At 70.1% G+C, this 26,705-nt stretch carries 30 protein-coding genes and 1 riboswitch; of the genes, 9 read left to right on the top strand and 21 right to left on the bottom strand.

The annotated features are described in order from the left end of the window. The first annotated feature begins 40 nt into the window (after window positions 1-40). Window positions 41-904 carry a zinc metalloprotease HtpX gene (locus WI697_RS22075; RefSeq protein WP_345959945.1) on the top strand — a complete coding sequence of 288 codons (864 nt, stop codon included), beginning with the start codon at window positions 41-43 and terminating at the stop codon, window positions 902-904. Here WI697_RS22075 and WI697_RS22070 read toward each other — a convergent pair. Next, window positions 870-2,534: a methyl-accepting chemotaxis protein gene (locus WI697_RS22070; protein ID WP_345959944.1), complete on the bottom strand. Its 1,665-nt coding sequence runs from the start codon at window positions 2,532-2,534 to the stop codon at window positions 870-872. The genes WI697_RS22075 and WI697_RS22070 overlap by 35 nt on opposite strands. 311 nt (window positions 2,535-2,845) lie before the next feature. On the opposite strand from WI697_RS22070, the gene WI697_RS22065 reads away from it, so the two are divergent. The 3 genes from WI697_RS22065 to WI697_RS22055 all read left to right on the top strand — a co-directional run bounded on the left by WI697_RS22065 (window position 2,846) and on the right by WI697_RS22055 (window position 6,371). After that, complete coding sequence (locus WI697_RS22065) at window positions 2,846-5,038, top strand: methyl-accepting chemotaxis protein (protein ID WP_345959943.1); 2,193 nt, start codon at window positions 2,846-2,848, stop codon at window positions 5,036-5,038. Window positions 5,039-5,117: 79 nt separating this feature from the next. Continuing rightward, the gene (arfB, locus tag WI697_RS22060) at window positions 5,118-5,561 is read left to right on the top strand and encodes an alternative ribosome rescue aminoacyl-tRNA hydrolase ArfB (protein ID WP_014746008.1); all 444 of its coding nucleotides are present in this window, start codon (window positions 5,118-5,120) and stop codon (window positions 5,559-5,561) included. 144 nt (window positions 5,562-5,705) lie between these two features. After that, the gene (locus tag WI697_RS22055) at window positions 5,706-6,371 is read left to right on the top strand and encodes a QsdR family transcriptional regulator (RefSeq protein ID WP_345959942.1); all 666 of its coding nucleotides are present in this window, start codon (window positions 5,706-5,708) and stop codon (window positions 6,369-6,371) included. Window positions 6,372-6,375: 4 nt separating this feature from the next. Here WI697_RS22055 and WI697_RS22050 read toward each other — a convergent pair whose 3' ends face one another. Beyond that, window positions 6,376-7,308, bottom strand: a complete 933-nt coding sequence (locus WI697_RS22050) for a ChaN family lipoprotein (RefSeq protein ID WP_345959941.1) — start codon at window positions 7,306-7,308, stop codon at window positions 6,376-6,378. Window positions 7,309-7,462: 154 nt separating this feature from the next. Between WI697_RS22050 and WI697_RS22045 the strand changes: the two genes are divergently transcribed. Then, complete coding sequence (locus tag WI697_RS22045; protein ID WP_062761445.1) at window positions 7,463-7,831, top strand: DUF4870 family protein; 369 nt, start codon at window positions 7,463-7,465, stop codon at window positions 7,829-7,831. 27 nt (window positions 7,832-7,858) lie between these two features. On the opposite strand, the gene WI697_RS22040 is transcribed toward WI697_RS22045, so the two are convergent. The 15 genes from WI697_RS22040 to WI697_RS21970 form a co-directional block, all read right to left on the bottom strand. After that, window positions 7,859-9,232 carry a hypothetical protein gene (locus WI697_RS22040; RefSeq protein ID WP_345959940.1) on the bottom strand — a complete coding sequence of 458 codons (1,374 nt, stop codon included), beginning with the start codon at window positions 9,230-9,232 and terminating at the stop codon, window positions 7,859-7,861. A 68-nt stretch (window positions 9,233-9,300) separates the two neighbouring features. Further along, window positions 9,301-9,855 carry a GNAT family N-acetyltransferase gene (locus tag WI697_RS22035; protein ID WP_062761447.1) on the bottom strand — a complete coding sequence of 185 codons (555 nt, stop codon included), beginning with the start codon at window positions 9,853-9,855 and terminating at the stop codon, window positions 9,301-9,303. A gap of 198 nt (window positions 9,856-10,053) precedes the next feature. Then, complete coding sequence (locus tag WI697_RS22030; protein WP_345959939.1) at window positions 10,054-11,775, bottom strand: proton-conducting transporter transmembrane domain-containing protein; 1,722 nt, start codon at window positions 11,773-11,775, stop codon at window positions 10,054-10,056. Then, window positions 11,768-12,007: a hypothetical protein gene (locus WI697_RS22025; protein WP_062761449.1), complete on the bottom strand. Its 240-nt coding sequence runs from the start codon at window positions 12,005-12,007 to the stop codon at window positions 11,768-11,770. The genes WI697_RS22030 and WI697_RS22025 overlap by 8 nt, the downstream gene beginning before the upstream one ends. Then, window positions 12,004-13,521, bottom strand: a complete 1,518-nt coding sequence (locus WI697_RS22020) for a proton-conducting transporter transmembrane domain-containing protein (RefSeq protein ID WP_345959938.1) — start codon at window positions 13,519-13,521, stop codon at window positions 12,004-12,006. The genes WI697_RS22025 and WI697_RS22020 overlap by 4 nt, the downstream gene beginning before the upstream one ends. 4 nt (window positions 13,522-13,525) lie before the next feature. Beyond that, window positions 13,526-15,013 carry a monovalent cation/H+ antiporter subunit D family protein gene (locus tag WI697_RS22015; RefSeq protein ID WP_345959937.1) on the bottom strand — a complete coding sequence of 496 codons (1,488 nt, stop codon included), beginning with the start codon at window positions 15,011-15,013 and terminating at the stop codon, window positions 13,526-13,528. Beyond that, window positions 15,010-15,573 (bottom strand): cation:proton antiporter subunit C, encoded by a 564-nt coding sequence (locus tag WI697_RS22010; RefSeq protein WP_228382222.1) that lies wholly within the window; start codon window positions 15,571-15,573, stop codon window positions 15,010-15,012. Before WI697_RS22010 ends, WI697_RS22015 begins: the two co-directional genes overlap by 4 nt. Window positions 15,574-15,580: 7 nt before the next feature. Then, window positions 15,581-16,006 carry a Na(+)/H(+) antiporter subunit B gene (locus WI697_RS22005; RefSeq protein WP_014745993.1) on the bottom strand — a complete coding sequence of 142 codons (426 nt, stop codon included), beginning with the start codon at window positions 16,004-16,006 and terminating at the stop codon, window positions 15,581-15,583. Beyond that, entirely contained in the window at window positions 15,996-16,604 is a 609-nt protein-coding gene (locus WI697_RS22000) for a DUF4040 domain-containing protein (RefSeq protein WP_345959936.1), read from the bottom strand. The genes WI697_RS22005 and WI697_RS22000 overlap by 11 nt, the downstream gene beginning before the upstream one ends. Continuing rightward, window positions 16,601-16,957, bottom strand: a complete 357-nt coding sequence (gene mnhG / locus WI697_RS21995) for a monovalent cation/H(+) antiporter subunit G (protein ID WP_062762470.1) — start codon at window positions 16,955-16,957, stop codon at window positions 16,601-16,603. Before mnhG ends, WI697_RS22000 begins: the two co-directional genes overlap by 4 nt. Then, window positions 16,954-17,277, bottom strand: a complete 324-nt coding sequence (locus WI697_RS21990) for a monovalent cation/H+ antiporter complex subunit F (protein ID WP_062762472.1) — start codon at window positions 17,275-17,277, stop codon at window positions 16,954-16,956. Before WI697_RS21990 ends, mnhG begins: the two co-directional genes overlap by 4 nt. Continuing rightward, entirely contained in the window at window positions 17,277-17,750 is a 474-nt protein-coding gene (locus WI697_RS21985) for a Na+/H+ antiporter subunit E (protein WP_014745989.1), read from the bottom strand. The genes WI697_RS21990 and WI697_RS21985 overlap by 1 nt, the downstream gene beginning before the upstream one ends. A gap of 336 nt (window positions 17,751-18,086) precedes the next feature. Further along, window positions 18,087-19,058 carry an ABC transporter substrate-binding protein gene (locus tag WI697_RS21980; RefSeq protein ID WP_197465078.1) on the bottom strand — a complete coding sequence of 324 codons (972 nt, stop codon included), beginning with the start codon at window positions 19,056-19,058 and terminating at the stop codon, window positions 18,087-18,089. 40 nt (window positions 19,059-19,098) lie between these two features. Continuing rightward, window positions 19,099-19,878: an ABC transporter permease gene (locus tag WI697_RS21975; protein ID WP_062762474.1), complete on the bottom strand. Its 780-nt coding sequence runs from the start codon at window positions 19,876-19,878 to the stop codon at window positions 19,099-19,101. Beyond that, window positions 19,875-20,606, bottom strand: coding sequence for an ABC transporter ATP-binding protein (locus WI697_RS21970; RefSeq protein WP_345959935.1), 732 nt, complete (start codon window positions 20,604-20,606; stop codon window positions 19,875-19,877). Before WI697_RS21970 ends, WI697_RS21975 begins: the two co-directional genes overlap by 4 nt. A 54-nt stretch (window positions 20,607-20,660) precedes the next feature. After that, window positions 20,661-20,769, bottom strand: a riboswitch (TPP riboswitch). Window positions 20,770-21,111: 342 nt separating this feature from the next. Here WI697_RS21970 and WI697_RS21965 point away from each other — a divergent pair. The 3 genes from WI697_RS21965 (at window position 21,112) to WI697_RS21955 (ending at window position 22,484) form a co-directional block, all read left to right on the top strand. Beyond that, window positions 21,112-21,663: a DUF192 domain-containing protein gene (locus WI697_RS21965; protein ID WP_269451103.1), complete on the top strand. Its 552-nt coding sequence runs from the start codon at window positions 21,112-21,114 to the stop codon at window positions 21,661-21,663. Between the two features lie 33 nt (window positions 21,664-21,696). Then, window positions 21,697-22,029, top strand: coding sequence for an Hpt domain-containing protein (locus WI697_RS21960; protein ID WP_345959964.1), 333 nt, complete (start codon window positions 21,697-21,699; stop codon window positions 22,027-22,029). A gap of 173 nt (window positions 22,030-22,202) precedes the next feature. Next, window positions 22,203-22,484, top strand: a complete 282-nt coding sequence (locus tag WI697_RS21955) for a hypothetical protein (RefSeq protein WP_062762477.1) — start codon at window positions 22,203-22,205, stop codon at window positions 22,482-22,484. Window position 22,485: 1 nt separating this feature from the next. Here the strand turns inward: WI697_RS21955 and WI697_RS21950 are convergent, their stop codons facing one another. From WI697_RS21950 to WI697_RS21940, 3 genes are read right to left on the bottom strand one after another with little or no spacing between them, the layout of a single operon-like run. Then, on the bottom strand, window positions 22,486-23,415 hold the full coding sequence (locus WI697_RS21950; RefSeq protein WP_345959934.1) for a carbon-nitrogen hydrolase family protein: 930 nt from the start codon (window positions 23,413-23,415) through the stop codon (window positions 22,486-22,488). Further along, window positions 23,412-24,014, bottom strand: a complete 603-nt coding sequence (locus tag WI697_RS21945; RefSeq protein WP_345959933.1) for a GNAT family N-acetyltransferase — start codon at window positions 24,012-24,014, stop codon at window positions 23,412-23,414. The genes WI697_RS21950 and WI697_RS21945 overlap by 4 nt, the downstream gene beginning before the upstream one ends. Window positions 24,015-24,071: 57 nt before the next feature. Then, window positions 24,072-24,998: an SMP-30/gluconolactonase/LRE family protein gene (locus WI697_RS21940; protein WP_062762480.1), complete on the bottom strand. Its 927-nt coding sequence runs from the start codon at window positions 24,996-24,998 to the stop codon at window positions 24,072-24,074. Window positions 24,999-25,130: 132 nt separating this feature from the next. Between WI697_RS21940 and WI697_RS21935 the strand changes: the two genes are divergently transcribed. After that, the gene (locus WI697_RS21935; RefSeq protein ID WP_345959932.1) at window positions 25,131-25,658 is read left to right on the top strand and encodes a DUF488 domain-containing protein; all 528 of its coding nucleotides are present in this window, start codon (window positions 25,131-25,133) and stop codon (window positions 25,656-25,658) included. Here the strand turns inward: WI697_RS21935 and WI697_RS21930 are convergent. Further along, window positions 25,655-26,683 (bottom strand): aldo/keto reductase, encoded by a 1,029-nt coding sequence (locus tag WI697_RS21930; protein WP_345959931.1) that lies wholly within the window; start codon window positions 26,681-26,683, stop codon window positions 25,655-25,657. The two genes, WI697_RS21935 and WI697_RS21930, sit on opposite strands and share 4 nt — an antisense overlap. Window positions 26,684-26,705: the final 22 nt, after the last annotated feature.

Genomic DNA, 26,705 nt, shown 5'->3' with positions numbered 1-26,705 from the left:
GCATGCCCTTCAGGGGTGGCGTCGCGGGCGGAGGTGACGGATGGCAACCACACGCCAGGTTCTGCGCAATCTTGCCTGGTCGGTTCTGCTGGTCGCGGGCATGGCGCTGGTTCTGTGCCTGACCAGCTGGATCGTCTGGGGCCCCGACGGCATTCCGTGGGCGCTGGCCGGTGCCGTCGCCGCGGCCCTGCTGCTGCCGGGCCTGCCGGCCGGGCTGGTGCTGCGCGCCCATCGCGCCCGGCCGATCCCCTATGCGGCCCTTCCGGAAATCCACGACGCCCTGGCGGCGCTGGCTGCCCGTGCCGGGATCCATGCCCGTCCGCGGCTCTGCTGGTGCCCGGCGCGCCAGCCCAACGCCTTTGCGCTCGATGACGCGGGCGTGCCGGTGGTGGTGATCACCGACGGGCTGCTGCGCCGCCTGACGCCCCCGGAACTGATGGCGGTGCTGGCCCATGAACTGGCGCATATCGCCAATGGCGACCTCAAGATCATGCGTCTGGCCGACGGGCTGGGGCGGATCACCGGGCTGATGGCCTGGCTCGGCATCGCCCTGCTGGCCCTGAACCTGCCGCTGATCCTGCTGGGGGCCGTCACCGTGCCCCTGGCGGCGGTGCTGCTGCTGATCGCTGCCCCCGGGCTTGTGGGGCTGATGCAGCTGGCGCTCTCCCGCACCCGCGAGTTTGCGGCCGATCTGGAGGCGGCACGGCTGACGGGCGATCCGGCGGCGCTGGCCAGGGCCCTGCTGGCGCTGGAGCGTTCGGGACCCTGGGAGGCGATCTTCCGCCTGCGCCGCCAGGGGCCCGGCCTGCTGCGGACCCACCCCGCGACGGCGGAGCGGGTCCGGCGGCTGGCCGAGATGGCCCGGCCGCTCAGGCCGCCGCTTCCGATTCGGACAGGCGGCTGACGAAGCCCGCGACCAGATCGCGCAGCTCGCCCGACCGGCGCGAAACCTCGGTCGAGAAGCCGCCGACCCGGCCGGCGATGTCGTGGGTGCGGGTGGCGGTGTGGTCCAGCACCTGCACATCCTGGCGGATCCGCTCGGTGCCGTTGGCCGCCTCCTGCACATTGCGGGTGATTTCGCCGGTGGCGGCGGACTGTTCTTCCACCGCGGTCGCGATCGAGGTGGTCATGCTGCTGATCTCGCCGATCATCCCGACGATGCGCTCGATCGAGGCGACGGCGCCGTCGGTTGCGGTCTGGACCGCGTCGACCTTGGTGCGGATTTCTTCGGTCGCCCGCCCGGTCTGGGTGGCGAGCGTCTTCACCTCGGCGGCGACGACCGCGAAGCCCTTGCCCGCCTCGCCGGCGCGTGCGGCCTCGATCGTGGCGTTGAGCGCCAGAAGATTGGTCTGGGCGGCGATGTCGGTGATCAGTGCCACCACCTGGCCGATCTCTTCGGCCGTGCGGCGCAGCTGGCTGACCTGATCGGCGGTTCGCCGGGCCTCGTTGGCACTGCTGCCCGAGGTGGAGGCGGTTTCGTTCGCCCGCGCGCTGATCTCGCCGATCGAGGCCGAGAGTTCCTCGGTCGCCGCCGCCACCGTCTGGACATTGGCGGTGGTGCGGTCGGTGGCGGTGCTGGTGCTGGCGGTCATCCGGCTGGTCTCGGCGGCGGCGCCCGAAAGCGCGCCGGCATCGGTTTCCAGCTGCCGGGCCTCGTCGGCCAGCCGGGCGGAGAGGCCGTTCATGCCGTCGACGAACTCCTTCACCAGCTCGGCCCGGCGGGCCAGGCGGCGGAGGGTGCGTTCTTCGGCGACACGCTGTTCGGCCTGCAGCCGGTCGGTTTCCTGCATCGCATCGCGGAAGGTCGCGACCGCGGCGGCCATGGCGCCGATCTCGTCGCTGCGGCCGGCATCGGCCAGATCGAAACCGTAATCCCGGGCCTTCAGTCGCGCCATCGCCCCGGTCATCCGGCCAAGCGGGGCGATGACCCCGCGGCGCGCGACCAGGCTTGAGAGCAGGACGCCGGCCAGGACGCCGATCACGGCGGTGGCCAGCATCACCCCCATGACCGAGGTCCGGGTGTCTTCCAGGCCGGTGGACTGGGCCGCGACCTCGGCGATGCCGTCGTCGATCATCGGGTCGGTCAGCTCCGATGCCGCACGCTCGGCCTGGCGCACGCCGTTGATGAAGGCCTGATGCGCCGCATCGGTCTTCCCCGCCAGCGCCAGTTCCCGCACGCGGATCAGGGCCCGGATCACCTCGCGCTGCAGCCCGATGAACCGGCGGTCGCGGTCGCCGACGACGGCCTCGATCGCCACCAGCTGGGCCTCCATGGCCTGGGCGCGGCTGTCGAAGCGGCTGGCGATCGAGGCACGGCCGGCTTCGGGCTCGAAGATCAGGTTCAGCGCATCGCGCTGCAGCGCCCGGCTGACGCTTCTGAGTTCCGACGTCTTGATCACCAGGTCGGAATCATCGGCCATGCGATGGGCGGCATCACCCATCCGGTTCAGGCCAACCATGCCGGCGAGGGCGATCAGGATGGCGATGGCGGCAAGGATCGCGACCGGCGCCAGGATCTTGTGTGCGAGCTTCATCTGAAGGCGTCCCGGGGAGGTTCATGAGAACGTGCGCTTCAGACTGCGACGTCCGACCTTACCAGGGCGTAAAGAGTGTCATGTCATTTCGTCATCTTGCTACTTTCGCCATTGGCATGCATTCATGCTGCACATATCAAATCATATGACCTTCAAGGACATTTGCAGTTCTTTATTCATGTGCGGTTGAGTTGGGAATTAAGCTAACCGTTTGTTAATGAAGATCATTTGACATCGATCAAGGCGGATTTTCGGGCGTCGAATACTTTATGTATCAGGATTTGATTCAGGTGCGGTGTGGAGGGGAAAAGATGGTGTCTGTTCTGTCGGGGCGGCTGACCAGCGTGCAGGCCAGGATCGCGCTGACCGCGGGGCTGTGCCTTGCGACGACGGTGGCGGTGCTGGTGGGGTTCAGCCTGGTATCGGCGCGCAACACGCATGACTATGTCACCGAAAGCGTGCTCGGAATCGTCGACGGCCAGACCAAGGCGGCGCTGCAAAACCGGGCGGCGACCGAGGCGGCGGCGATCAAGGCCCAGCTGGAAGCCGGGCTCGATACTGCCCGGACGCTGGCGCGCAGCTTCGCGGTGCTGGCCGCGGATGGTCCGGCAGGCACGCCGGCCGGGCAGCGGCGCGACCAGCTGAACACGATGCTCCGCCAGGCGCTGGCGCAGGATCCGGCGCTGAACGGCACCTATTCGGCCTGGGAACCGGATGCGCTGGATGGCGCCGATGCCGCCTTCCGCGGCGACCGCGAGCAGGGATCGGATGCGACCGGCCGTTTCCTGCCCTACTGGACCCGTGGCACCGACGGCCGGATCGCGATCCAGCCGCTGGTCGAATACGACAGCAGCGACCGTCATCCCAACGGTCTGGTCAAGGGCGGCTGGTATATCGGCCCGGCCGAGACGGGCCGCGAGAACATTCTGGGCCCGCTGCCCTATATCGTGCAGGGCAAGCCGGTCTTCCTGGCGACGCTGTCGGTGCCGATCATGATCGACGGCCGTTTCCGCGGCGTGGCCGGCACCGACTACAACCTGGATTTCATCCAGGCGCTGGCGGTGAAGGTGTCGAGCGCGCTTTATGACGGCCGAAGCCGGGTTGCGATCATCAGCGATGCCGGGCTGATCGTGGCCGACAGCGGCGCGCCCGAGACGATCGGCCAGCCGGTGACCGCGGCGGGCGACAGCTGGACCGACGGGCTTGAGGTGATCCGCGCCGGCGAGGCGACGGTGCTCGACCGTCCGGGGCATCCCGATATCGACGTTTTCTCGCCGATCCGTTTCGGCAGCACCGTCACGCCCTGGTCGGTGGTGATCTCGGTGCCGCGGGATGTGGCGCTCGCCTCGGTCAACGCGCTGAGCGGCGATATGGCCGAGCGCTCGACGCGCGACACGCTGGTCTCGCTGGGGGTCGGGCTTGCGGTGGTGCTTGGCGCGATCCTGGTGGTGGCGCTTGCCGCCCGCGGGATCGCCCGGCCGATCCGCGCCTGCGCCGGTTTTGCCGACGGCATTGCCGAAGGGCGCTTCGACCAGAGCCTGACGGTCGATCAGAAGGACGAGGTCGGCCGGCTGGCGACGGCGCTGACCCGCATGCAGGGGGATCTGCGGCGCAACATCGCCCAGCGTGCCGAGGATCAGGCGGCGGCCGAAGCCGCCCGGCGCCAGGCGATGCGCGACATGGCCGACCGTTTCGAGGCCTCGGTCGGCGGAGTTCTGAACGGGGTCACGTCGGCCGCGACCGAATTGCGGTCGACCGCCGAGACCATGACGGTCACGGCCGACGAGACCAGCCGGCGGTCCACCGCCGCGGCCAGCGCCACCGAACAGGCCAGCCAGAACATCCAGACCGTGGCGGCGGCGGCCGAGCAGCTTTCGGCCGCGATCGGCGAGATCGGCGATCGGGTCAACCAGTCGAGCGGCATCGTGGGCGAGGCGGTGCGTCAGGCCGATGCCACCGGTCTGCGGGTGAAGAACCTGTCCGAGGCGGCGCAGAAGGTCGGCAATGTCGTGCAGCTGATCAACGACATCGCCTCTCAGACCAATCTGCTGGCGCTGAATGCGACCATCGAGGCGGCCCGCGCCGGCGAGGCCGGCAAGGGCTTCGCGGTGGTGGCTTCTGAAGTGAAGACGCTGGCGGTGCAGACCGCGCGGGCGACCGAAGAGATTGCCGCCCAGATCCGCTCGATCCAGGACGCGACCCGCGACTCGGCCCATGCGATCGAAGAGATCGGCTCGACCATCAATCGGGTGAATGAAATCTCGACCGCGATTTCCGCCGCCATGCAGGAACAGGGCGCGGCGACCCGCGAAATCTCGCGCAATGTCCAGGAAGCGAGCCAGGGCACGGTCGAGGTCACGGGCAATATCGGCAGCGTCACCGCGGCGGCGCGGGAAACCGACCTCGCCGCCAATCAGGTGCTCTCGGCCGCGGGCGATCTGGGGCGGAACGGCGAGGATCTCCGCCGGCAGGTGGAGGACTTCCTGCAGACGGTGCGGGCCTGACGACATCGGCATGTCCCGGACGACAGGCGGGGGTGCGGCATCACTTGCATGCCGCACCCCCTGCGGCCATTTTGGGGGCATGAGCCTCAGGGAAGATGATCTCGACCGCGCCGCCCGGAACGTCCGCCTCGACGAGGCGGCGATCGAGGAGAGCTATCTGCTGGCCTCGGGGCCCGGCGGGCAGAATGTGAACAAGGTGTCGACCGCCGTCCGTCTGCGCTTCCGGGTGGCCGGGGCGCGGTTCGTAGGCGATGACGAGACCCGGCGCCGCCTGCTGGCGCTGGCCGGCAGCCGGGCGACGGCCGAGGGCGATATCGTGCTGCTCGCCGATCGGTTTCGCAGCCGCGAGCGCAATCGCGAAGACGCGCGGGACCGGCTGCGCCGGATGATCGCCGAGGCCCGCCACCGCGATCCGCTGCGCCGCCCGACCCGGCCGTCGCTGGGCGCGAAGCGGCGGCGGATGGACGAGAAGACCAAGCGCGGGGCGATCAAGCGCAATCGCGGCCGCCCGGTTGCCGACTGAGTGTCGCCGGTTTTCAGCCGGGCCCGGTTTCGTGATACACTGTCTCAGCACCGGCCGCGATTTCGGCCAGCGCGCCCCGACCCGTTTCGGCGGCCACCACAGGCAGGATAGATGAACGACGCATCCCCGACACGATCCCGACGCATGGCGACGGCGCGGCCGGCCCCCGCACGCAGCCGGGCCGCGAAGACCCCGGGCCTGGCCGAAGGCGGGCTGGAAGACGATCGCCCGCGCAATGCCGCCGAGGCCGAGGTGGTGAAGGCGGCCGTGCGCCGCTATACCCGCGGCGAGGCGATCGACATGTCGGATCTGGCGGTCGAACTGGGTGTGGGCCGGGCGACGCTCTATCGCCGGGTCGGCAATCGCGACCGGCTGCTGGGGCTGGTGCTGGCCGATCGCACCGAATACAGCTTCCGCCGCGCCCAGCGCGACATCCGGGAGACCGGCGTGCCCGGCATCGTGGCGCTGCTCAACCGGTTCATGACCGATGTGCTCGACGCCGAGCCGCTCAAGATCTTCGTGCAGCGCGAACCGTTGCTGTTCATCCGGCTCGCGACTTCGATGGGGCCGATCGAGACCCGCTCCGCCCGGCTGCTGGGCGAGGTGATGGCGACCGAACAGGCCGCCGGCCGTTTCACCCCCTGGCTGCCGATCCCCGTTCTGGCCGAGGCGATCGTGCGCCTGGGCGATGCCTTCATGTACGCCCATCTGCTGGGCGGCCCGCGGCGGGATCTGCGGACCTCGCTCGACGTCACTTCGCTGCTGCTCGACCCGGCCGCCGCGCGCGAGGCCGCCGCTCGGGCAGGATGACGGCTCAGGGGCGCTTCATGTTGCGCAGCTGGTCGGCGAAGGCCTTGCACGGGTCTTCGCGCGGCTGGGCCTCTGCCACCCAGACCAGATCGAAGGGTTCTTCGTCGCGGGCTGGGCGCAGATCGGGGGCGGCATCGCTCTCGCCGGTTTCGGCCAGGCCCACCGTCAGTATCGGCAGTTCGGGGGCAGCGGCCTTCAGATAGAGCGGCGCCCCCAGATCGCGGCGGACATGGCCCGCGCCCGCAATCACCAGCGCCTGATCCACCCCGGCTGCGGCCAGGGCGTCCAGCGCGGCGCCGGCAATGCCGGCATCTCGGGCGCGCTGGACCCGGACCATGCCCTCCAGCGCATCGCCGGGGGCATGGCCGCAATGGCCTTCGACGATCGCCCGGGTCAGCCCGTCTTCGACATCCGGCTCCGCCGGCTCGTCGAGTGCGAAATGCTGAACGAAGCCCGAGGGCAGGGCCTGCCAGCCGTCCATCGCCAGCGCCCGGCGGGCCTCCCGCGGCCAGTCCGCCGCCCGGACCGGCAGGCCGTGTTCCAGGGCCACCGCCACGATCGGGCGATAGGCCCCCCAATCCTGCCAGCCGCCGGCGGTGAAGCCCGAGACCTGGGGCATCCGCTCCAATGCCAGGTCGAGCGCGCGCTGATCGGGCATGGTGCCGAGCCCGGCCAGAAGGGCATCGATCGCCGGCTGGGCGTCGCGGCTGAACATTTCCATCACCAGCGCCGGGCGGTGGCCGGCGGCGATCAGCGCCCGATAGGCTTCTTCCTGCATCAGATGATGGCCGGCATGATCGTGACGCTCGCCCAGCAGCACCACTTTCGCATCGCGGGCGGCATCGAGCAGGGCGGGCGGAACATCGGCATGCGCTGCCGGGGCGATCAGGATGGCGAACGCCAGGGTCGTCAAGGGCGGCACGGTACGCAGGAACATGGCCGGAGAGGGCTCCTCTGGGCGTGTTTGAGGGGCTTAAGCATCGGGACGCTGGCGATGGCTTGCGACCATGCCTACATTTCGCCCGAAGCGGCCGCGAAGCCAAGCGCTTCGCGTGATGCCGCCACACCGATCGCAGGGAGCCCGGATCAGCATGGTCCAGAGCACACCGAAATTCGAACTCAGGCCGGGCGCGGACGACCGCACCGCCCATCAGGCCGAGGTGATGCTGACCGTGACCTACGGCCTGCATCTTCTGGGCATGCTGACCGCCCTGCCGCTGGTGGTGGCCAGCATCATCGCCCATGTCCGCTTCTTCATGCTCGACACCGAAACCACCGAGCGGGCGCATTACCGCTATCTGGTGGAGACCTTCTGGTTCGGCGTGATCGCCAATGTCATCGGCGCCGCCCTGACCGTGATCTTCATCGGCTTCGTGGTGCTGGGGATCACCTGGATCTGGATGGTCTGGCGCTTCGTGCGCGGCTGGCTGCGGATGCGCGACGGCCAGCGGCCCCGTTGACGGGGGCCCGTTGAGGGACGCGGGCCGTCAGCCGATCGCCCCGATCAGCGCCATCGCGCCCAGATCCAGCCAGAAGGCGGCGAGCAGCGCCAGCAACAGGGCATAGCCGATATTGCGGGTGACGGTCTGGTTCCAGGGGCTGGCGCCGGTCAGGCTGGCGAAGACCTGGCCGGTGACGCTGAAGGGCGAGGCGAGCAGGGTGAGGGTATAGCCGGCGAGGCTGGCCCCTGCGAAGACCGCCTCGCGGCCGGCCACCACTTCGGGGGGCAGGGCGCCTGCGACCAGCAGGATCGAGGCCACCGGGTGCACGCCCAGATGCGACAGGCCGAAGATCACGAACTCCACCGCCAGGATGGCGAGCCAGAGCGGCATGGCATCGGCGATGGCGGCGATATTGCCGGCCGCCGGCGCCAGGATCGCCGCCAGGCCGGCGGCCAGCGGCCCTGCCGCCGCGAAGACCGCGATTTCATTGGCCTGAAGCGTCATGCCCGGCGGGCCGATCAGCCGCGGTCGGATCAGCCGGTCCCAGGTGGCGGCGGTGCCGTTGGCCCAGATCATCCAGATCAGGGCGGCGGCCAGCGCCGCCACGATCACCCAGACCAGCGTCGGGCCGGGCATGACCATGTCGAGGCCGATGCCGAGGGCGGCGAGCCCGCCCGCCGCCAGCCAGAGCGACGGCCCGCGCCGGCGCGGCCCCGATGGCGAGGGCGCCTCGTCTTCCGGCACGGCGGTTTCGACCGAGCGGGCGAGGGCGGTGCGGCCATGGCGCAGCGCCGCCCCCATGTCGAGCAGGAAGGCTGCGGGGATGATCGGCAAAGTGGCGGCCAGCAGGCCCGACCAGCCGGCCCCCGGATAGGCGATCAGCACGATCGCGACCGTGGCGTAGAACGGGCTCCAGAACCCGGCAAGGCCGAAGCCGCGATGCAGGCTGCGCATCAGCCGGCCGTCGCGCGCCCGGGCACCGCCCAGCGCCGGCAGCAGCACCGACAGCGCCGAGATGTTGAGCAGCGCCCCCAGCACATGACCGGTCCAGAACACCAGCGCCAGCCGGCCGAGCGGCGGTCGGCGCCCCTGGGTGCCCGAGACCAGCCGGGTGAGTTCGGCGACATAGCGCGGGCTTGCCGCCGGCACCGCCAGCAGGCCGCAGGCGACGATCAGCACGCCGACCACGGCATTGGCCGAGAGCGTGCGGATCAGCGCTTCGGGACCGGCACCGGTGGCGAGCTGTGCCGCCCAGCCGATCGCCAGCATGGCGCCCACCACGCGCCTTGTAGGGCGGCGCAGATCCTGCCAGGTGAGGGCGAGATAGGCGGCGAGCGCGATGCCCGCGGCCAGCCCCCAGCCCGGTGTCTTGAACAGCCAGGCGAGCAGCACCAGCGGTACGGCGGCCAGCATGACCATGGCGGCAGCCCGGGTCCGCCGGGGCCAGATGCGCGTGCCGCCGGGCTCTGGTGCCGGGCCTGGCTTCATCAGGCGAGGGCCGCGGCGCGCGGCGCGGTCTGCTCGGCGACCAGGGGCTTGCGCATGCGGTGGAAGCTTTCCCCGCGCACGACCGCCCGGCCCGAGACCGTGTAGCCGAGCTTCTCATAAAGCCCGCGGGCGGCGAGGTTGCGTTCGTCGACGATCAGCGACACGGCCGGGAAGCCGTTGCCGCGTGCGGCGGTTTCGGCCGAGACGATCAGCCGGCGGGCGATGCCGCGGCCGCGGTGTTCGGGGAAGACCGCGACATTGTCGATATAGAACTCGTCGGCCTCGGTCACCCGCGCTTCGGCCGGGATGGCGGGGCCTGAGACCAGACGGCCGGGATAGGCCACCACCACCCCGATCGGGCGGCCGGCCTCTTCGAAGACGCGGGCATAAAGATGCGAGGCGACGCCGGACCGGCCGCGGATCAGGGCGCGGAAGGCTTCCATCGCCCGGGCCGGATCTTCGATGCCGGTCAGGCCCCCGATGCTTTTGGGGTCTGCCATGGCGACGAGATCGGCGATCGCGGCGGCGTCTGTGGGACGTGCGGGACGCAGCATGACGGATGCTCTGTGCATGTCGATGTGTGAGGGGGGCCTGCGGATGATACGGCACCGACCCTTTCGCAAACCTTAGCGCCGCAACCCCCCCGGCGACCAGCGCGGCGGCGGCATGGCGGCATTGCAAACGGCGTTTTTTAACGACGACGCCCCGCCGACGGGGTCGGCGGGGCGTCGGAAGCGGCGAGACCCGGGCGGTCAGGCGGCGTAATAGACCACCAGACAGAGGCCCAGCATCACGGTGATGCCGAGCACGGTGCCGCCGGTCGGCCAGTCGCGGGCCAGCGGTGCCTCGGGGCCGTGGATGCGGAAGATGCCGGCCATCACGAAATCGATCCGCCGGTGGATCCGCTTCGCCAGCCCGCTGCGCAGCGGATCGCCGTGGATGGCGAATTCCGCCGCCAGCCGGGGCAGGAAGGTGCGATAGATCCAGTCGAAATCGCGGGTGATGCCACGCCCTGGTGCCAGCCGTGTGGCGGCGGCGAACCAGACGATGGCCGCAGCCGCCAGAAGCTGGATCTGGGTGATCAGATGGTCGGCGGTGAAGACGGCATAATCGGCCGAGGCCGGGAACATGCCGAGCAGGGTGCCCGGCACCACGCCGATCCCCACCACCAGCGCCGCCATGAAACCCATGGCGAGCATCTGCATCACGCCCGGATCACCGATGCCGCGGCCGGCGCCCTGCAGGCGATGCGTGCCCCAGAGCACCACCGGCAGCTTCAGCGCGGCATAGACGGTGGAGACCACGGCGATGCCGACCAGCGCCGCCCAGGCGATGCCGGCGCCGTCCTTGCCCAGCGCCGAGAGGATCACGCCCTTGGAGACGAAACCGGCGGTGAGCGGGACGGCGGCAAGCCCGAGCCCGCCCAGCAGCAGCGCCGCCCAGGTGAGCGGCATGGCCCGGCCGATGCCGGCCAGATCGGCGAGCCGGCGCCTGCCGGTGGCGGCGACCATGTGGCCCGCCGCCATCGTCATGAGGGATTTGTAGAGGATATGGGCGAAGGCCTGGGCCGAGGCGCCGGCCAGCGCCAGCGGCGTGCCGATGCCGACCGCGGTGACCATGAAGCCCACCTGGCTGACGATCGAGAAGGCCAGCACCCGGCGGAGATCGTTTTCGATGACGGCATAGAGCGCGCCATAGGCGGCCATGACGATGCCGGTCCAGACCAGGATCTCGGTGCCCGGGAACAGCCGGATCAGCACCAGCACCGCGGCCTTGGTGGTGAAGGCCGACAGGAACACCATGCCGGTGGATGAGGCTTCGGGATAGGCGTCGGACACCCAGGCCCAGAGCGGCGGGGCGCCGGCATTGATCACCACGCCCGCCAGGATGAACCAGGCGGCCCAGCTGCCGGCATCGACATCGGCGGTCAGGGCGGCGAGGGTATTCGCGCCGCCGCCGGTGATGTGGCCGACGATGCCGATCATCAGGATCATGCCGCCGGCCAGATGGATCTGCAGATAGCGCATCGCCGCCCGGCGCGCGCGTTCGGTGCCGGCGGCCCAGATCACCACGGTCGAGCCGATGGCGAGCACTTCCCAGAACACCAGCACCGTCAGCAGATCGCCCGCGAAGGCGAGGCCGACCGCGCCCGCGCCATAGGCCTGGGCCGCGACCAGTTCGGTGGTCGAGGCCCGGGGCAGGGCATAAAGCCCGCCGGCGAGGGCCGCGAGCGCGAAGATGGTGGCGAAGGCCCGGCCGGTGGCATCGACGGTGACCGGGACCAGAACCTGATCGAGCCAGGCATGGCCGGCACCGGCACCGTCGGGCAGCAGCCAGGCCACCGCCAGCACGGCGACGGGGGCCGCGATCACCGGAAGGGCGCGCAGCCCGCGGGGCAGAAGGGCGGTGAGCAGGGCGCCGAGCAGCAGAAGGCCGGCCGGCGGCAGGGTGGCGAAGAGGCCGGGCTCAGTCATCCTCCGCCTCCGTCTCTTCCGGGCGGCCGAGGGCGAGGGCAATCGCGCGGGCGCCCACCACCGCCACACCGCCGGCGATCAGGCCGAACCAGGCATGGAAGGCGAAGATCTCGTCGAAGCCCAGATAGCCGTGACGATGGATGGCGAGTTCGGCGAGCGCGGCCAGGATCAGCACCGCGCCCGCGACGGCAAGCCCGGTCTTCTGCAGCCTTGGGGAAATGGGACCGGTCAACGCAGGCCTCCCTGTGTGACGGTGCCGGCCATGGCCTCTGCCAGCGCAAGCACGGGGTCGGGGTAGAGGAACAGCAGGAAGGTGAGCCCCGCCGTGGTCAGGATCGCCAGCACCATCGGCAGCGGCGCCTCGCCATGATCGTGATGGCCATCGCCACCATGGGGGGCGGCGGCCCCCACCGATTTCGCCGCAACCGGCGCCCTGAAGAAGGCGCGCCAGACGATCGGCAGGAAATAGGCCGCGTTCAGCAGGGTGGAGGCGCCGAGGGCGGCGACCGCGATCCACTGCTCGCGCGAGACCGCGCCTTCCAGGATGAACCACTTGCTGGTGAAGCCGACCGCGGGCGGCAGGCCGATCATCGACAGGGTGGCGAGGGCGAAGGCGCCCATGGTCCAGGGCATGCGCCGGCCGATGCCGTCCAGCTGGCTGACATAATCCTTGTGGGCGGCGGTGTGGATGGAGCCCGCGGCGAAGAACAGGGTGATCTTGCCGACGGCATGGGCCGCGATGTGCATCGCCGCCCCCACCAGCGACAGCGGCGCCATGATGGCCGCCGCCAGCGTCACATAGGCCAGCTGGCTGACGGTCGAATAGGCGAGCCGGCGCTTCAGATGGTCCTGGGTGAGTGCGATCGACGAGGCGATCACGATCGAGGCCGCCGCCACCCAGACCAGCCAGTCATTGGCACCGGCGGCGGACAGCCGGTCGGCGCCCAGCGTATAGGCCACGACCTTGACCACCGCGAAGGCGCCGCCCTTGACCACCGCCACCGCATGCAGCAGGGCCGAGACCGGGGTGGGCGCCACCATCGCCGCCGGCAGCCAGGCATGCAGCGGCATCAGCGCCACCTTGCCGATGCCATAGGCGAAGAGACCGAGCAGCAGGCCGAGCAGCGCGGGAGACAGGCCATCGGGCAGCACGCCGCCGGCGGTGAAGGCCACGGTGCCGGCCAGGACATAGACGCCGATGATCGCGGTCAGCTGAAAGCCGATCGAGGTGCCGAGCAGGATGCCCAGATAGGTGCGGCCGGCCTTCATCGCCTCTTTGGTGCCCGAATGGGTGACCAGCGGATAGGTCGACAGCGTCAGCACCTCGTAGGCGATGAACATCGACAGCAGGCCGTCGGAATAGGCGAGCGCCAGCGCGCTGACGATCGCCAGCGCGAAGCAGAAATGGAAGCGGGTCTGATGCGCCTCGTGATTGCCGCGCATATAGCCGATCGAATAGACCGCGGTGATCGGCCAGAGCGTGCCGGCGACGGCGGCGAAGATCATGCCCAGCGGTTCGACCGCAAAGCCGATCGGCAGGCCGGGCATCAGCTGATGCAGGGTGAGCACGGGCCGGGCGCCGTCCAGCACCCGGGCCGCCAGCATCAGGGTGAAGACGGCGGTGACCACCGCCGCCGCCACCATCAGGATGTCGCGCGCGCCCGGCGAGCGGCCGGCGGCAAGGATCAGGATGCCACCCGCGACCGGCGAGAGCAGCGACGCGACGAGCAGGAATTCAGGCGTCATGGCGTCAGGCCCCCCCGATCAGCGCGCGGGTCGCAAGCTCGGCAAGCCCGGCCGTTGCCCTGGTGTCGATGCCGAGATAGATGCAGAGCGCCGCCGCAAACCAGGCAGGCCAGGCCAGCCAGGGGTTGGACGGGCCCGCGCAGGCCTCGGCGGCGCCTTCGACCGGGGCGCGGAAATACATCGTCTCGACCAGGCGCCAGACATAGATCACCGCCAGCAGCGAGCTTGCCATCACCAGCACGGCCAGCGGCCACATGCCGGCATCGAGCGTCGCCGAGACCAGATACCATTTGCTGATGAAGCCCGAGGTCAGCGGCACGCCGACGAGGCTGAGCCCGCCGATCACGATCGCGGCCGCGGTGACCGGCATGGTCCGGCCCAGCCCCTGCAGATGTTCAAGCCGCGTGCCGCCCAGGCGGACCGCGATCAGGCCCAGCGCCAGGAAGAGCGCCGCCTTCATCACGCCGTGATTGACCAGATGGATCAGCGCGGCCGAGACGCCGTGCTGGTTGCCGAGCGCCAGGCCCAGCATGATGTAGCCGATCTGCGCGACGCTGGAATAGGCGAGCAGGCGCTTGACGTCGACCTGGAAGATCGCGACCAGCGAGCCTGCGAACATCGCCAGCACCGCAAACGGGATCAGCGTCCAGCCCAGCGGCATGGCGTCGAAGGCATAAGAGGCGCCGAAGACCGAGACGATGAAGCGCAGCAGCACATAGATGCCGACCTTGGTCGCCGTCGCCGCCTGGAAGGCGGAGACCAGCGAGGGCGCGAAGGCATAGGCGTTGGGCAGCCAGACATGCAGCGGGAAGAGCGCGATCTTGATCGCAAGCCCGATGACCAGGAAGGCGAAGCCCGCAACCACCACCCGGCTGCCTTCGACCGCCGGCAGGCGCTGGGCCAGATCGGCGATGTTGAGCGTGCCGGTCATCATGTAGATCAGGCCGATGCCGATCAGGATGAAGGTCGCGCCGATCGTGCCGATGATCAGATACTGAAAGGCGGCCGACAGGGCGCGCCGGTCCGGCCCCATGGCGACGAGCGCATAGGTCGACAGCGACGTGATTTCGATGAAGACGTAGATGTTGAAGGCGTCGCCCGTCGCCACCATGCCGGACAGGCCGGCGAGCGCCAGCAGATACATGGCGACGAAGGACGGAATGCGCTTGTCGGGGATTTCGGCCGAGATCGAGGCTGGGGCGTAGGGGGCGCAGATCGCGGCGATGCCCGAGACCAGCAGCAGGGCCAGACAGGTCAGCAGATCAATGCGGTATTCAATGCCCCAGGGCGGCGCCCAGCCGCCCATCTCGTAGGAAATCGGCCCCTGGTTCAGCACCTCGATCGTCAGGGTGACGGCGCTGGCGAAGCTCGCCAGGCTGACCAGGACCAGCACGGCATAGGCGAAGCTCCGCCGGCCGACGATGGCCACGAACAGGGCGGCGACCAGGGGTGTGGCAACCTGGAGCGCCGGCAGATGGGTGACCAGGCTCATGGACGGCCCTTCCCTTTGCGGGGCGCGCTCTTGCGGCGGCTCATGGGTCCGCGCTTGGGCGCGGGCGGCCGGGGCGCCGCCTCGCGGGCGGGCTGCCTGGCGGGCTCAGGCGGCGTCACGCGCGGGGCGCCGCTGCGGGGCAGCCAGCCCAGCCGGCGCTTGGCCTCGCGGATGGTCGGCGGCATGGCGTCTTCCGCACGCTCGTCGGCCATGTCCATGGCGATGGTCTTGTCCTCTTCGACGGTGCCGTAGGCCTCGCGGATGCGCACCACGATCGCGAGGCCGACCGCGGTGGTCGCGATCGAGACCACGATCGCGGTCAGGATCAGCACGCTGGTCAGCGGGTTGGTGTAGGTGTTTTCGGAAAAGGGCACGCCGTCGACCAGATAAGGCGCGGTGGCGCCCCGGATCTTGCCCATGCTGATGTAGAGCAGGAAGACGGCGGTCTGGAACATGCCGAGGCCGATCAGCTTCTTCACCATGTTCGTCCGCGCGATCACGGTGTAGAAGCCGGTCATCATCAGGAAGACGGCGACCCAGTAGTTGAAATGCTCGAACACGCCCACCTCAGCTCCGCCGTTCCGAGAAGGTGAAGAAGATCAGGATCATCGAGGCGGCGACGGCCAGGCCCACGCCCAGTTCGACCACGATGATGCCGATGAGCAGGCCGAGCTTGGGCTCGGCCGGCGCGAAGGCGGCGTATTCCAGGAAGTTGCCCCCGAAGAACAGGGTCGCGAAACCGGTGCCGACGAAGAACAGCGCGCCCAGCGGTGCCAGCAGCCGGCAGACCGAAAGCATGCCCTCGCGCTGACGGTCGGTCAGGCCGAAGATCAGCGCATAGAGGATCAGCCCGGATGCGATGATCACGCCGGCCTGGAAGCCGCCGCCGGGGCCGTATTCGCCGTGGAACTGCACATAGAGCCCGAACATCACGATGAACGGGATCAGCACCTTCGAGACGACCCGAAGGATCAGATAATGATCACGCATCATCAGAGGTGCCCTCCTCGTCGTCGCGGCCGTTGCGGCGCCGGCGGGCCACCGCCACGCCGCCGCCCAGGATCATGGTCACGGCAAGAGCGGCCGTGAACACCACCACCGTCTCGCCCATCGTGTCGTAGCCGCGATAGCTGGCCAGCACGTTGGTCACGATGTTGGGGATGCCGTGCTCGGTGACCGAGCCCTCGATATAGCGCGGCACGGTATGGGTCTGGACGGGGGCATCGGGGTCGCCGAAGGCCGGCATGTCGGCCGTGGCATAGAGCAGGGCGGCGCCGGTTGCGACCACCGCGATCATCGGCAGCACGGGGTTGTGGCCGCGATCCTCTTCCCGCCCGGTCAGCACCAGGGCGGCCAGGAACAGCACGGTGGAGATGCCGGCACCCACCGCCGCCTCGGTGAAGGCGACGTCCATGGCATCCAGCACCATCCAGAGGGCGGCGATCAGCAGGGAATAGGCGCTTTGCAGCAGCACCGCGGTCAGCAGGCTGCGGGTGCGCACGATCGCGATCGCGACACCTGCCAGCATCAGCAGCAGGGCCATGTTCAGCAGATCGGTGGTCAGGATCGACCAGGGTCCGATGACGATCACGGGCGCGTCTCCCGATGGGCACCGGCAGAGGACGGCTCGGGCGTGTCGAGACGCCGGCCGGTTGGCTTCATGCCCGACACCAGCGCCGCATTGGCGACGATGTGCGAGGCGGTGGGCGAGGTGAAGAACAGGAACAGGCCGATGATGATCAGCTTGACGGTGACCAGGGTGAAGCCGGCCTGGACACACATGCCCGCCAGCATCAGCCAGGCGCCGAAGGTGTCGATCATGCCCGCCGGATGCAGCCGGGTGTAGAAATCGGGCATCCGCACCAGGCCCACGGCGCCGGTGATCACGAACAGCGCCCCGCCCAGGATCAGGGCCCACGAGATCAGGTCGATGACCAGTGTCATGCGTGGCCTCCCTTGCGCTTTGCGGCGGCATCCATCTCGTCGGCGGCCACGTCCTCGGTGGTCAGGCTGCGGAGATGGCGGTGGCGCAGCAGCTTCAGGATCGCCACGGTGGCGATGAAGTTGATCAGCGCATAGGTCAGCGCCAGGTCGAGGAAATGCGGGCGTTCGGTCAGAAAGCCGATCACGGCCAGCAGCAGCACGATCTTGGTGCCGATGGCGTTGGCGGCGAGCACCCGGTCGAAGAGGGTGGGGCCCAGAACGGCGCGGGCCAGGCCCAGCACCAGGGCGACGACAAGGGCGGCGGTGGCGGCGATGAACATCAGACACGGCCCTCCAGCGCGGTGCAGCGGCGGTCCATCTCGCCCTCGTCCATCCCCTCCAGCGCGCTGGAATGCAGGGCGTGGGCGACGATCATGCCGCCTTCGAAGTCGACCGAGACCGTGCCGGGCGTCAGGGTGATCGACTGCGCGTAGATCACCCGGCCCAGATCGGTCGTCTGGCTGGTGGGCACCCGCTTCCAGGCGGGATCGATCGGGGCCAGGCCCCAGACGCGCTTGAAGACGTCGATGTTCGACTTGATGATCTCGACCGACAGCCAGAACCAGTAGGGGATTGCACGCGGCAGCATGCCGAGCGGCGCCCCTTCGCGGTCCAGGATGCCGAGCCAGCGTGCGATCCACACCGAAAAGGCGCAGGACAGCACGCCGAAGCCGATGATCAACGGCTTGTAGATGCCCGACATCAGCAGCCAGGTCGTGAGCAGTGCCAGAAACAGGCCGAAGGCTCGCGCCACCGCAGTCTCCCCTGAGTGGTTGGTCCCCTTGACGGCAAGGAGGCGCCGGCGCGCCTGCGGCCGAACGTCGTGTTCAGCCGGACGCGAAGCGGAGATGGCGCATGCAGAGCGCGTGTCCGTCCCGTCGAACAGCGTCCTCCCTGGCCCGCGTTTTTCCCAGGAAACCCGGGACGGGTCAAGGAAATCCGGACGAATTAAGTCCGATAAGTCCTTGGCATAGCATGAGACCGACCCGGGGCGTGGTAAAGGCAACGCCCGCTTGCGGCACATGGTCGCAAGCGGGCGTTTCAGGCTTGATCAGAGGGGACGGGGAACCGGATCAGCGTCGGTTCCGCATCAACGCCAGGCCTGGGCGTAGTCTTCGACCGGCTTCGGGGTGTCGATCAGCCCGGCCTCGTGCATGAAGGCGGCGAAATTGCGCCAGCGGCCGTAATCGAGGGCCGCCGGGCTGTGGGCAAAGCGCGGCAGCGTCGCCTCCAGCGACTTCCGGTTGCCTTCGTCCGCGATCTCGGGCCGGCCCTTGATGTACAGCTCCCAGGACTGATCGGGGTGGTTGATCAGAAACTGCACGCCCTTTTCCAGCGCGCGGTTGAAGGCGGCGAAGCGCGGATCGGCGGCCTTGTCGGCGCGGGCGGCGACGACCAGCTCGTCATAGGGCGGCACGCCGTGCTCTTCCACCAGGAAGGCGCGGCCGGGGCGGCCTTCCAGCGCCATCTGCACCAGCTCGACATTGCGATAGGCACCGATCACCGCATCCACCTGCCCCGACATCACCGAGGGGGCGAGGGCGAAGTTGACGTTGATCAGCGTGACGTCGTCGACGGAAAGCCCGGCGCTGGCCAGCATGCGGCCGAGCAGCGCGTCTTCGAAGCCCGCGACCGAATAGCCGATCCTGCGGCCCTTCAGATCGGCGAGCGTCTTCACCGGGCCGTCGGCCAGCGTGATGATGCTGTTGAGCGGGGTGGCGACCAGGGTCGAGACCCGCTTCAGCGGCAGACCCTCGTGCACCATGGCGATCAGCTGCGGCTGATAGGTGATGGCGAGATCGGCCCGGCCGGCGGCGACCAGCTTGGGCGGATCCGACGGATCGGCCGGGGCGATCATCTCCACCTCCAGCCCTTCCTCGGCGAAATAGCCCTTTTCCTGGGCGACCAGCAGGGGGGCATGGTCGGGGTTCACATACCAGTCGAGCAGCAGGGTCAGCTTTTCGGCCGCCTGGGCAGCCGGGGCCGCCAGGGCGGTGGCGGCAACCAGGGTGGCGGCCAGCAGACGGCGCATGCCGCGCCGCGTGGCAACACGCTGCGTCATGGGGCATCTCCTCCGGGAGTGGTGATATGGGTGCGGGGTGTCAGCTGCGCTGGCCGCCGTCGAGCGCATCCGCCTGCCAGGGCATGGCGGCGCGCAGCGCCCGGTCGACCACGAGATAGAGAACCAGGGTCAGGACGACCAGCACGGCGAGGGCCGCGAACATCTGGTCGGTCTTCATCCGGCCGTTGGCATGAAGCATCAGATAGCCGAGGCCGGCGGACGAGCCGACCCATTCGCCGACCACGGCCCCGATCGGCGCCACCGCGGCCGCGACCCTGAGCCCTGAGGCGAGGGCCGGCAGCGCGGCGGGCAGGCGGATCAGCAGCAGGCTGCGCCGCCGCGATGCGCCCATCACCCGCGCCATGTCGAGCCAGCCGGGTTCGGTCCGCCTGAGGCCGTCCAGGAAGGCGACGGCGACGGGGAAGAAGATGATCAGCGCCGCCATCACGATCTTGGGCGCATAGCCATAGCCGAACCAGAGGGTCAGCAGCGGCGCCAGCGCAAAGACCGGCAGGGCCTGGGCGCCCACCATCACCGGCATCATCCAGCGGCCGAGCCTGGGCGCGCCGGCGATCGCCAGCGCCGAGGTGACGCCGACGGCCGTGCCGGCGCCAAGCCCGAGCGCGATTTCAAGCGCGGTGACCGCGGCGTGATCGGCCAGCAGCGCCCGGTTGGTCCAGATCGCCTGCGCCACCTGGTCGGGGGCGGGCAGCAGGAAGGGCGGCAGCCCGGTCGCGAGCACGGCGGCCCACCAGACGGCGATCAGCCCGGCCACCGCCACCAGCCCGCGCCACCAGGCGCCCGAAGCCTGTCCGGTCATGCGCGCACCTCCAGCACCGCCATCAGCCGGGCCAGCCTGTCGCCCAGATCGGCGGCATCCACCGGGCGCGGCACCGGGCCGGGCGGGGCGGCGACCGCCATCGGCCGGGCCGGGTTGCCGGTCAGCACCACGATCTCGTCGCCCATGCGCAGCGCTTCCAGCGGATCATGGGTCACCAGCAGCACGGTGCGGCCGCGCAGCATGCGGCAGGCCAGATCCTGCAGCCCGTGGCGGGTGACGGCATCCAGCGCGCCGAAGGGCTCGTCCATCAGCACCACCGGCCGGTCTTCCATCAGCGTGCGGGCCAGGGCGACGCGCTGGCGCATGCCGCCCGACAGGGCCGCCGGGCGCAGCGCCGAGGTGCCGGCCAGACCCAGCCGGTCGAGCAGATCCAGCGCCCGGGTACGGTCGGCTTTCCGGCCGCGCAGCCGGTCGCCCAGCGTGACGTTGTCGATGACCCGGGCCCAGGGCATCAGCAGGTCCTGCTGGGCCATCCAGGCGATCCGGCCGTCGAGCGGCCGGCCGTCGGAGGCGGTGACCCGGCCGCGTTCCAGCCCCGCGACATCAAGGCCCGCGATCAGGCGCAGCAGCGTGGTCTTGCCCGAACCGCTGGCGCCGAGCAGCGCGGTGATGCGGCCGGCGGCGATATCCAGGCCGAGCCCGTCGGTCACCAGCCGCCCGCCCGGACGGATGGTGACATCGGCAAGATGCAGGGCAGGCGCCTGCATCCGGGCCGCGGGCTCTGCGGTCAACGGATGGATGAGGGGACGGATGTCGTCGGGCATGGCATGCGCACTTGTTCCTCCGCCGGTGCGAACCGGATCAGGTTCAGGGGTCGTTCCGAACCGGGAACCTCTCAGCCGCCGCACCGCGGCTCCCCCCAAGTGAAGGCCGAACTATGCACCGGCGGTATCCAGGGTGCAAGATCCCATGGCATCCCTTGCGTAAGGCGCGTGTTTTCGCAGGGCCCGAGCGTTCCGGTTGCGCGCAGGCCCGGGCAGGAGTATGACCGAAGACGCACCACGGTCATCCCTGGGTCCGGGCGCCCTTCGGGCGTTGCGTCCCGAGGGCGGCTGCGGTGCAGGCTCCGCCACGTCCCCCGACCGCACCAAGCCGCGACGGCCGACGCGACGACCGCCTTTCCGGGCAGACGATCTTCGGGCAGAGGATCTTCACATGCCCGGGCAGGCAGACGACGGTAACGGCCGCGTGAGCCCCCGACGAGGAACGCGCATGCTGGACCAGGTCCTGAACCGGTGCCGCCCAGGCTACCGGGCATCGCTCTGTCTGTTGATCGCAACCATGATGCTGGCGGCCAACTGCGCCTGGGCCTGGCCGGCGGTGGCGGCGAGATCCTGGCCAAGCGCGGTGATCCAGGCCCAGGCCCTGCCGGAACAGCCGCTGGAGCCGCTGGCGATCCGGCCGGCCGAGGGCGGCAAGGCCCGCATGTTCCGCGTGGAGGTCGCCCGCTCGCACGAGGCGCGGACCATGGGGCTGATGTTCCGCTCCGATCTCGACGCCGATCGCGGCATGCTGTTCGTCTTCCCCGAGGGCAGCCAGCCGACCATGTGGATGCGCAACACCTATGTACCGCTCGACATGCTGTTCCTGGATGCCGAGGGCGTGGTGGTCGACATCGCGGCCGATACCGTGCCGCTGACCGACACGCCGATCGGCTCCAAGCATGCCGCACGTGCGGTGCTGGAGCTGAATGCCGGCACCGCCCGGCTGCTCGGCATCCGCCCGGGCGACACGGTGGTGCATGCGGAATTCCCGCTCGACTGATTGCCACGCCCGGAAAGAATGCCGGTGAAGGAGATGCCGGTGGAGATCTTCGACCTCGATCAGCTCAGATCCTATACCCTCGGCGACCGGGATCTCGAAGACGAGGTCTTCGGCCTGTTCGAAGCCGGGGCGCTGGAGTATCTGGCGGCGCTGGAGGCAGCCCTCGGTGCGGGCGGCGAGGCCTGGCGGCGCGCGGCCCATGGCTTCAAGGGGTCTGCCGCCAATCTGGGGGCGAGGGCGCTGGCCGCCGAACTGGCCGCGGCCGAGCCGCTGGCGGCGGCCGATACCGCCGCCCGGGCGGCGGCGCTGCACGCCATCCGCCATCTGTTCGAGCACAGCCGGGCGGTGTTCCGCAGCCGGCCCTGATTCCGCTGCGCCCATCTCGCCGCGCCGGTCCTGCCGCGCCAATCTCGCGGTGACGGCGCGATGTCACCGACATGGTCTTACCCCCGGACGCGGAAGATGCCATATGCTGGTCCGCGGCGGCACCAGCCTGCCGCCCTCCCTGCGGACCAAGACCCTCCCGAGGACCCATGCCCATGCCGCCGCCCAAGCCGGCCGGAACCCGACGCTATCTGATCACCCTGGCGGCGACGGAAACCCCGTCGACCGGACGAGGGCTCGCCGCCGCCGCCGCCGATACCGCCCGCCGTGCCCGCGGCCTGCAGGCAGAGGCCGAGCGTCTCGGCCTGGCCGATCATCTGGTCTGGATCGGGCCGCCCACCGCCTTCGGCATGGTGCCGGTCGCCTGCACGGCCGAACTGGTCGATGCGCTTCGCGCCAGCCCGGTGGTCGCGCGGATCGAGGCGGAAGCCGACTAGATCATGCCCGGCCGGCGGATGCCTGCTCGTCCCAATGGCGGAGCGGCAGCACCTGTCCGTCGGCCCGCACCCGCCTGAGTGCGCCGAGATCGAGCGTGGCGATGGTCCAGCCCGGCTGGTCGAGCCCGCCCTGCGCCACCACCCCGTCATCGGGCAGGCCGCGATCGGGCGGCGCGAAGATGCCCGCCGCCCCCCGGTTCACATCCACCGCTTCCGACCAGTCGGCCGTGCCGACGGTGGGGGACTGGATCACGAAGCACTGGCCTTCCAGCGCCCGCGCCCGGGCTGCGACCCGCACCCGGTGATAGCCGGCGGCGCTGTCGGTGCAGCTGGGCACCAGCAGGATCCCGGCGCCGGCGGCGACCATGTCGCGCACCTCCAGCGGGAATTCCGCGTCATAGCAGATGGCGATGCCGATGGTGCCGAGGGCGGTGTCGAAGACCCGCCGGGCATCGCCCGGGCCGATCCCCCAGCTTTCCCGTTCGAACCGGGTCATCATCCGCTTGTCCTGATGCGCCGCGCTGCCGTCGGGGGCCACCAGCCAGCAGCGGTTGACCGGCAGGTCATGGGCCGGATCGCGCACCGGCAGGCTGCCGGTCAGCAGATGAATGCGGTGGTGGCGGGCAAGCCGCCGGTGCAGATCCAGCCAGACCCCGGCCATGTCCGAGGCGGCATCGATATCCGCCGCAAGGTCGCCGGGGCGCCAGCGGGGCGAGAGCACCCCCGCCTCAATGCCGCCATATTCGGGGAAAACCGCCAGCTCGGCGCCGCCGGCCACGGCCTGGCCGAGCCATTGGTCGAGACGCGCTTCCAGCGCCTGAAGGCTGTCCGGCCGTGCAACCGGCCAGGCGGCCGCGGCGACGGTGATCCGCTCGGGGCCGGGGGCCGGGGCGCTGCGGCCGCGGGCGGGACGTGCGGTGATGCCGGTCAAAGTGCGCGCGCCCAGAACTGCATGGGCTTGGCCGTCTCTTCGGCCTCGTCCAGGTCGCGCCACGAGATTTCCCCCACCGCGCCGGCCACGGGTTCATAGCCCCGGCGGCGCCAGAACCCGTCGAGCGGCACGAAGCCCGCCGGGCGGCGCGGGTGGTCGTCGGGCCTGACCACGCCGCAGAAACAGGCATGGCTCATCCGGCCCAGCGCCCGGGCATGGGCTTCCCGGGCATTGAAGAAGCCGACGCCGATGCCGGTGCCGCGCCAGGGGGCGAGCAGGACCGACTCGCCGAAATAGAACAGCCGGTCGATGTCGTAGCCCGCCTGCCGCATGGGGCCGGCCAGGGTTTCGGGCTCGTGGCACATCGGCAGGCCGGTGGCGGCGCCGACCACCCGGCCGGTCGCCGCCTCGATTGCGGCCACGATCACGCTGCCGGGGGCCTCGGCATAGGTGGCGAGATAGCGGCGCTCGTAATCGAGGTCGCCGTCATAGAGATAGGGCCAGTCGCGGAACACGGCGATGCGCAGGGCCGCCAGATCGTCGAGCCGGTCGTGCAGCGCCCGGCCGGTCAGACTTTCGATATGGATCGCGGCGGACATGGCGGCCCCTTCGTCAGCTCAGCTCACCTTCCCGATAGCCTTGCGGCACCCCGCCCGTCAACCATAGGCGAGCTTCAGCCCCGCCCGCGGCCAGGGCACGCTGACCAGCCGCCCGGTGCCCGACAGGGTGACATAAGCGGTCTTCAGCCCGGGGCCGCCGAAACAGATATTGGTGGTGTAGGGGTCGTCGAAGGGCACGAAATCGATCACCGGCCCGTCGGGTGCATAGACCTCGATGCCGCCGATGCGCAGCGAGGCGACGCAGATATTGCCCGAGGCCTCTACCGCCAGGCTGTCATAGCGCCGGAAGCCGGGGGCCGGGCCCATCAGCCGCGGATGCTCGACCTCGGGCCAGCTTTGCGGCGCCAGTTCTCCCGGGCCGGTGATGGTCCAGGCCCAGAGCCGGCCGGTGGTGGTCTCGGCGGCATAGACCGTGCGGCCGTCGGGCGAGAGGCCGATGCCGTTCGGGTTGCTGACCGGCCAGGCGGCGGTGCGGATCAGCGAGCCGTCGGCCCTGGCGTAGTGGATCGCGCCGTGATCGGTCCGGTCGTGGAAGGTCTTGCCCAGATCGGTGAACCAGAACCCGCCCTGATCGTCGAAGACGATGTCGTTGGGGCCGCGCAGGCCCCGGCCATCGCTTTCGGTATAGAGCACCTCGACCTTGCCGGTCTCGGGATCGACCCGCTCGATCCGCCCGCCCGACCAGTCGGCGGGTGTGCCGGCGGGCCTGGTGAAGCCCTTGTCGACCGTCCATTCGAAGCCGCCATTGTTGCAGATATAGAGCATGCCGTCGGGGCCGATCGCGGCACCGTTGGGGCCGCCGCCGGGCTCGGCCACGGTCAGCTTGCGGCCATCGGGCATCACGCGGGTGATGCGGCCGGCGGCGATCTCGACCAGGATCACCGAGCCGTCGGGCATGGCGACCGGGCCCTCGGGGAAGGCCAGACCTTCGGCGAGCAGGGTGACGGGGGGTGTCTCGGACATGGGCGATCCTCCTGGGTGGTCTTCGTGTGTTTTGCGAAGCCTAGCGCGATCTGCACCGCACCGCGCGGCCGGTCTGTCCGATGGCCGGTCTGCGGAATTGCAGCCGTGGGCCGGGCGGATCATGATGGCCCGATGGAGACGCCCACCGACGACACTGGCGTGGCCCGGCCGGTCTTCTGGACCATCGGCCATTCCGACCATCCGATCGACCGCTTCGTCGCCCTGCTTCGGGCGGCGGAAATCACGGCCGTGGCCGATCTGCGCTCCGTGCCCTGGTCCCGGCGTCATCCGCAATTCGGGGCCCGGCCGCTGGCGGCGGCGCTGAAGATGGCCGGCATCGCCCATGTGCCGCTGGGGGCCGAGCTGGGCGGCCGGCCGCCGGCCGATGCCGATCCGGAGCGGCTTGCCGAGGCGCGGGCACGCGGCATCACCCGCCTGCTCCACGGCGCCCGCCACCATCGCATCGCGTTGATGTGCGCCGAATGCGACCCGCTGGACTGCCACCGCTTCCACCTGGTCTCGCCGCTGTTGAGGGCGGCGGGGGCACAATTGGTGCATCTGACGCCCGATGGCGGGGCCGAGAGCGACGGGGCGGCGCTGGAACGCCTGGCCCGCAGCCGTCCGGCCCCGGCCGCAATTGGCGATCTTTTCGGCAGCTAGCCTGCAAGTGCCGCTGCCATCGGCGCATCGGCCAGGCCCTGGATGAACCAGTGCGGATAGACCGGGGCAAGGGCCGTGGCGGTATCGAGCGCCGCGATCTCGTCCGCGGACAGGCGCAGGCCGGCGGCGGTGATGGTGTCGTCCAGCTGGTCCATGCGGCTTGCGCCCAGGATGACGCTGGAGACGCCCGGCCGGGCCAGCAGCCAGGCGATGGCGAGCTGTGCGAGGCTGGCCCCATGGGCCGCCGCGATCGGCCGCATCACGTCGAGCAGGGCGAAGCCGCGCGCCTTGTCGAAGGGCAGCAGGTCGAAGCCCGACAGCCGGCCATCGGCCCGGTCCAGGCGGCCCTGATCGTATTTTCCGGTCAGGAAACCGCCCGACAACGGCCCCCAGACCGTGAGACCCAGGCCGTAGCGGGCGGCCATCGGCAGAAAATCCCGCTCGACGTCGCGGCCGAGCAGCGAATAGTGCATCTGGGCGTGGGTGAACGGCGCAAGGCCGCGGGCGCGCTGGATCTCCAGCGCCGCGGCGATCTTCCACGGCTGCCAGTTGGAGACGCCGAGATAGAGCGCCTTGCCGGCACGGACCACGGCATCGAGCGCATCCAGCGTTTCTTCCAGCGGCGTGTGCGGGTCTTCGCGGTGGGCGATGTACAGCTCCACCCGGTCGGTGCCGAGCCGGCTGAGGCTTTCATCGATCGACCGCAGGATGTGGCGGCGCGACAGGCCCTGACGGTCGAGGGCCGGGCCGTTGCGGAAACCGACCTTGGTGGCAATGGCGACGCGGTCGCGATGGGCCCCGAGCGCACGGCCGAGCATGGTCTCGCTCTCGCCGCCGGCATAGCCGTCGGCGGTGTCGAACAGGGTGATGCCGGCGTCGAGCGCCCGGCCGATCATCGCCTCGGCCGCGGCCGTGCCGGTCTTGTAGACCGAGGGCATGTCGGCATTGCCGGCGGTGAAGGTCATGGTGCCGAAGGCGAGCCGCGAGACGACGAGGCCGCTCTGGCCGAGGGTCGTGTACTGCATGAGCGGGACCTTTCCCGATAAC

The sequence above is a fragment of the Tistrella mobilis genome (assembly GCF_039634785.1).
GTDB lineage: Bacteria > Pseudomonadota > Alphaproteobacteria > Tistrellales > Tistrellaceae > Tistrella > Tistrella mobilis.
The sequence above is the reverse complement of the archived record's forward strand: the minus strand, read 5'-3'. Positions and strand labels throughout refer to the sequence as shown.

Bases quoted from the DNA above. Each gene is read 5' to 3' on its own strand.
- WI697_RS22075 (WP_345959945.1), top strand. From the start codon at position 41: ATGGCAACCACACGCCAGGTTCTGCGCAATCTTGCCTGGTCGGTTCTG.
- WI697_RS22070 (WP_345959944.1), bottom strand. From the start codon at position 2,534: ATGAAGCTCGCACACAAGATCCTGGCGCCGGTCGCGATCCTTGCCGCC.
- WI697_RS22065 (WP_345959943.1), top strand. From the start codon at position 2,846: ATGGTGTCTGTTCTGTCGGGGCGGCTGACCAGCGTGCAGGCCAGGATC.
- arfB (WP_014746008.1), top strand. From the start codon at position 5,118: ATGAGCCTCAGGGAAGATGATCTCGACCGCGCCGCCCGGAACGTCCGC.
- WI697_RS22055 (WP_345959942.1), top strand. From the start codon at position 5,706: ATGGCGACGGCGCGGCCGGCCCCCGCACGCAGCCGGGCCGCGAAGACC.
- WI697_RS22050 (WP_345959941.1), bottom strand. From the start codon at position 7,308: ATGTTCCTGCGTACCGTGCCGCCCTTGACGACCCTGGCGTTCGCCATC.
- WI697_RS22045 (WP_062761445.1), top strand. From the start codon at position 7,463: ATGGTCCAGAGCACACCGAAATTCGAACTCAGGCCGGGCGCGGACGAC.
- WI697_RS22040 (WP_345959940.1), bottom strand. From the start codon at position 9,232: ATGGTCATGCTGGCCGCCGTACCGCTGGTGCTGCTCGCCTGGCTGTTC.
- WI697_RS22035 (WP_062761447.1), bottom strand. From the start codon at position 9,855: ATGCTGCGTCCCGCACGTCCCACAGACGCCGCCGCGATCGCCGATCTC.
- WI697_RS22030 (WP_345959939.1), bottom strand. From the start codon at position 11,775: ATGACTGAGCCCGGCCTCTTCGCCACCCTGCCGCCGGCCGGCCTTCTG.
- WI697_RS22020 (WP_345959938.1), bottom strand. From the start codon at position 13,521: ATGACGCCTGAATTCCTGCTCGTCGCGTCGCTGCTCTCGCCGGTCGCG.
- WI697_RS22015 (WP_345959937.1), bottom strand. From the start codon at position 15,013: ATGAGCCTGGTCACCCATCTGCCGGCGCTCCAGGTTGCCACACCCCTG.
- WI697_RS22005 (WP_014745993.1), bottom strand. From the start codon at position 16,006: ATGATGCGTGATCATTATCTGATCCTTCGGGTCGTCTCGAAGGTGCTG.
- mnhG (WP_062762470.1), bottom strand. From the start codon at position 16,957: ATGACACTGGTCATCGACCTGATCTCGTGGGCCCTGATCCTGGGCGGG.
- WI697_RS21990 (WP_062762472.1), bottom strand. From the start codon at position 17,277: ATGTTCATCGCCGCCACCGCCGCCCTTGTCGTCGCCCTGGTGCTGGGC.
- WI697_RS21980 (WP_197465078.1), bottom strand. From the start codon at position 19,058: ATGACGCAGCGTGTTGCCACGCGGCGCGGCATGCGCCGTCTGCTGGCC.
- WI697_RS21975 (WP_062762474.1), bottom strand. From the start codon at position 19,878: ATGACCGGACAGGCTTCGGGCGCCTGGTGGCGCGGGCTGGTGGCGGTG.
- WI697_RS21970 (WP_345959935.1), bottom strand. From the start codon at position 20,606: ATGCAGGCGCCTGCCCTGCATCTTGCCGATGTCACCATCCGTCCGGGC.
- WI697_RS21965 (WP_269451103.1), top strand. From the start codon at position 21,112: ATGCTGGACCAGGTCCTGAACCGGTGCCGCCCAGGCTACCGGGCATCG.
- WI697_RS21960 (WP_345959964.1), top strand. From the start codon at position 21,697: ATGCCGGTGGAGATCTTCGACCTCGATCAGCTCAGATCCTATACCCTC.
- WI697_RS21955 (WP_062762477.1), top strand. From the start codon at position 22,203: ATGCCGCCGCCCAAGCCGGCCGGAACCCGACGCTATCTGATCACCCTG.
- WI697_RS21945 (WP_345959933.1), bottom strand. From the start codon at position 24,014: ATGTCCGCCGCGATCCATATCGAAAGTCTGACCGGCCGGGCGCTGCAC.
- WI697_RS21940 (WP_062762480.1), bottom strand. From the start codon at position 24,998: ATGTCCGAGACACCCCCCGTCACCCTGCTCGCCGAAGGTCTGGCCTTC.
- WI697_RS21935 (WP_345959932.1), top strand. From the start codon at position 25,131: ATGGAGACGCCCACCGACGACACTGGCGTGGCCCGGCCGGTCTTCTGG.
- WI697_RS21930 (WP_345959931.1), bottom strand. From the start codon at position 26,683: ATGCAGTACACGACCCTCGGCCAGAGCGGCCTCGTCGTCTCGCGGCTC.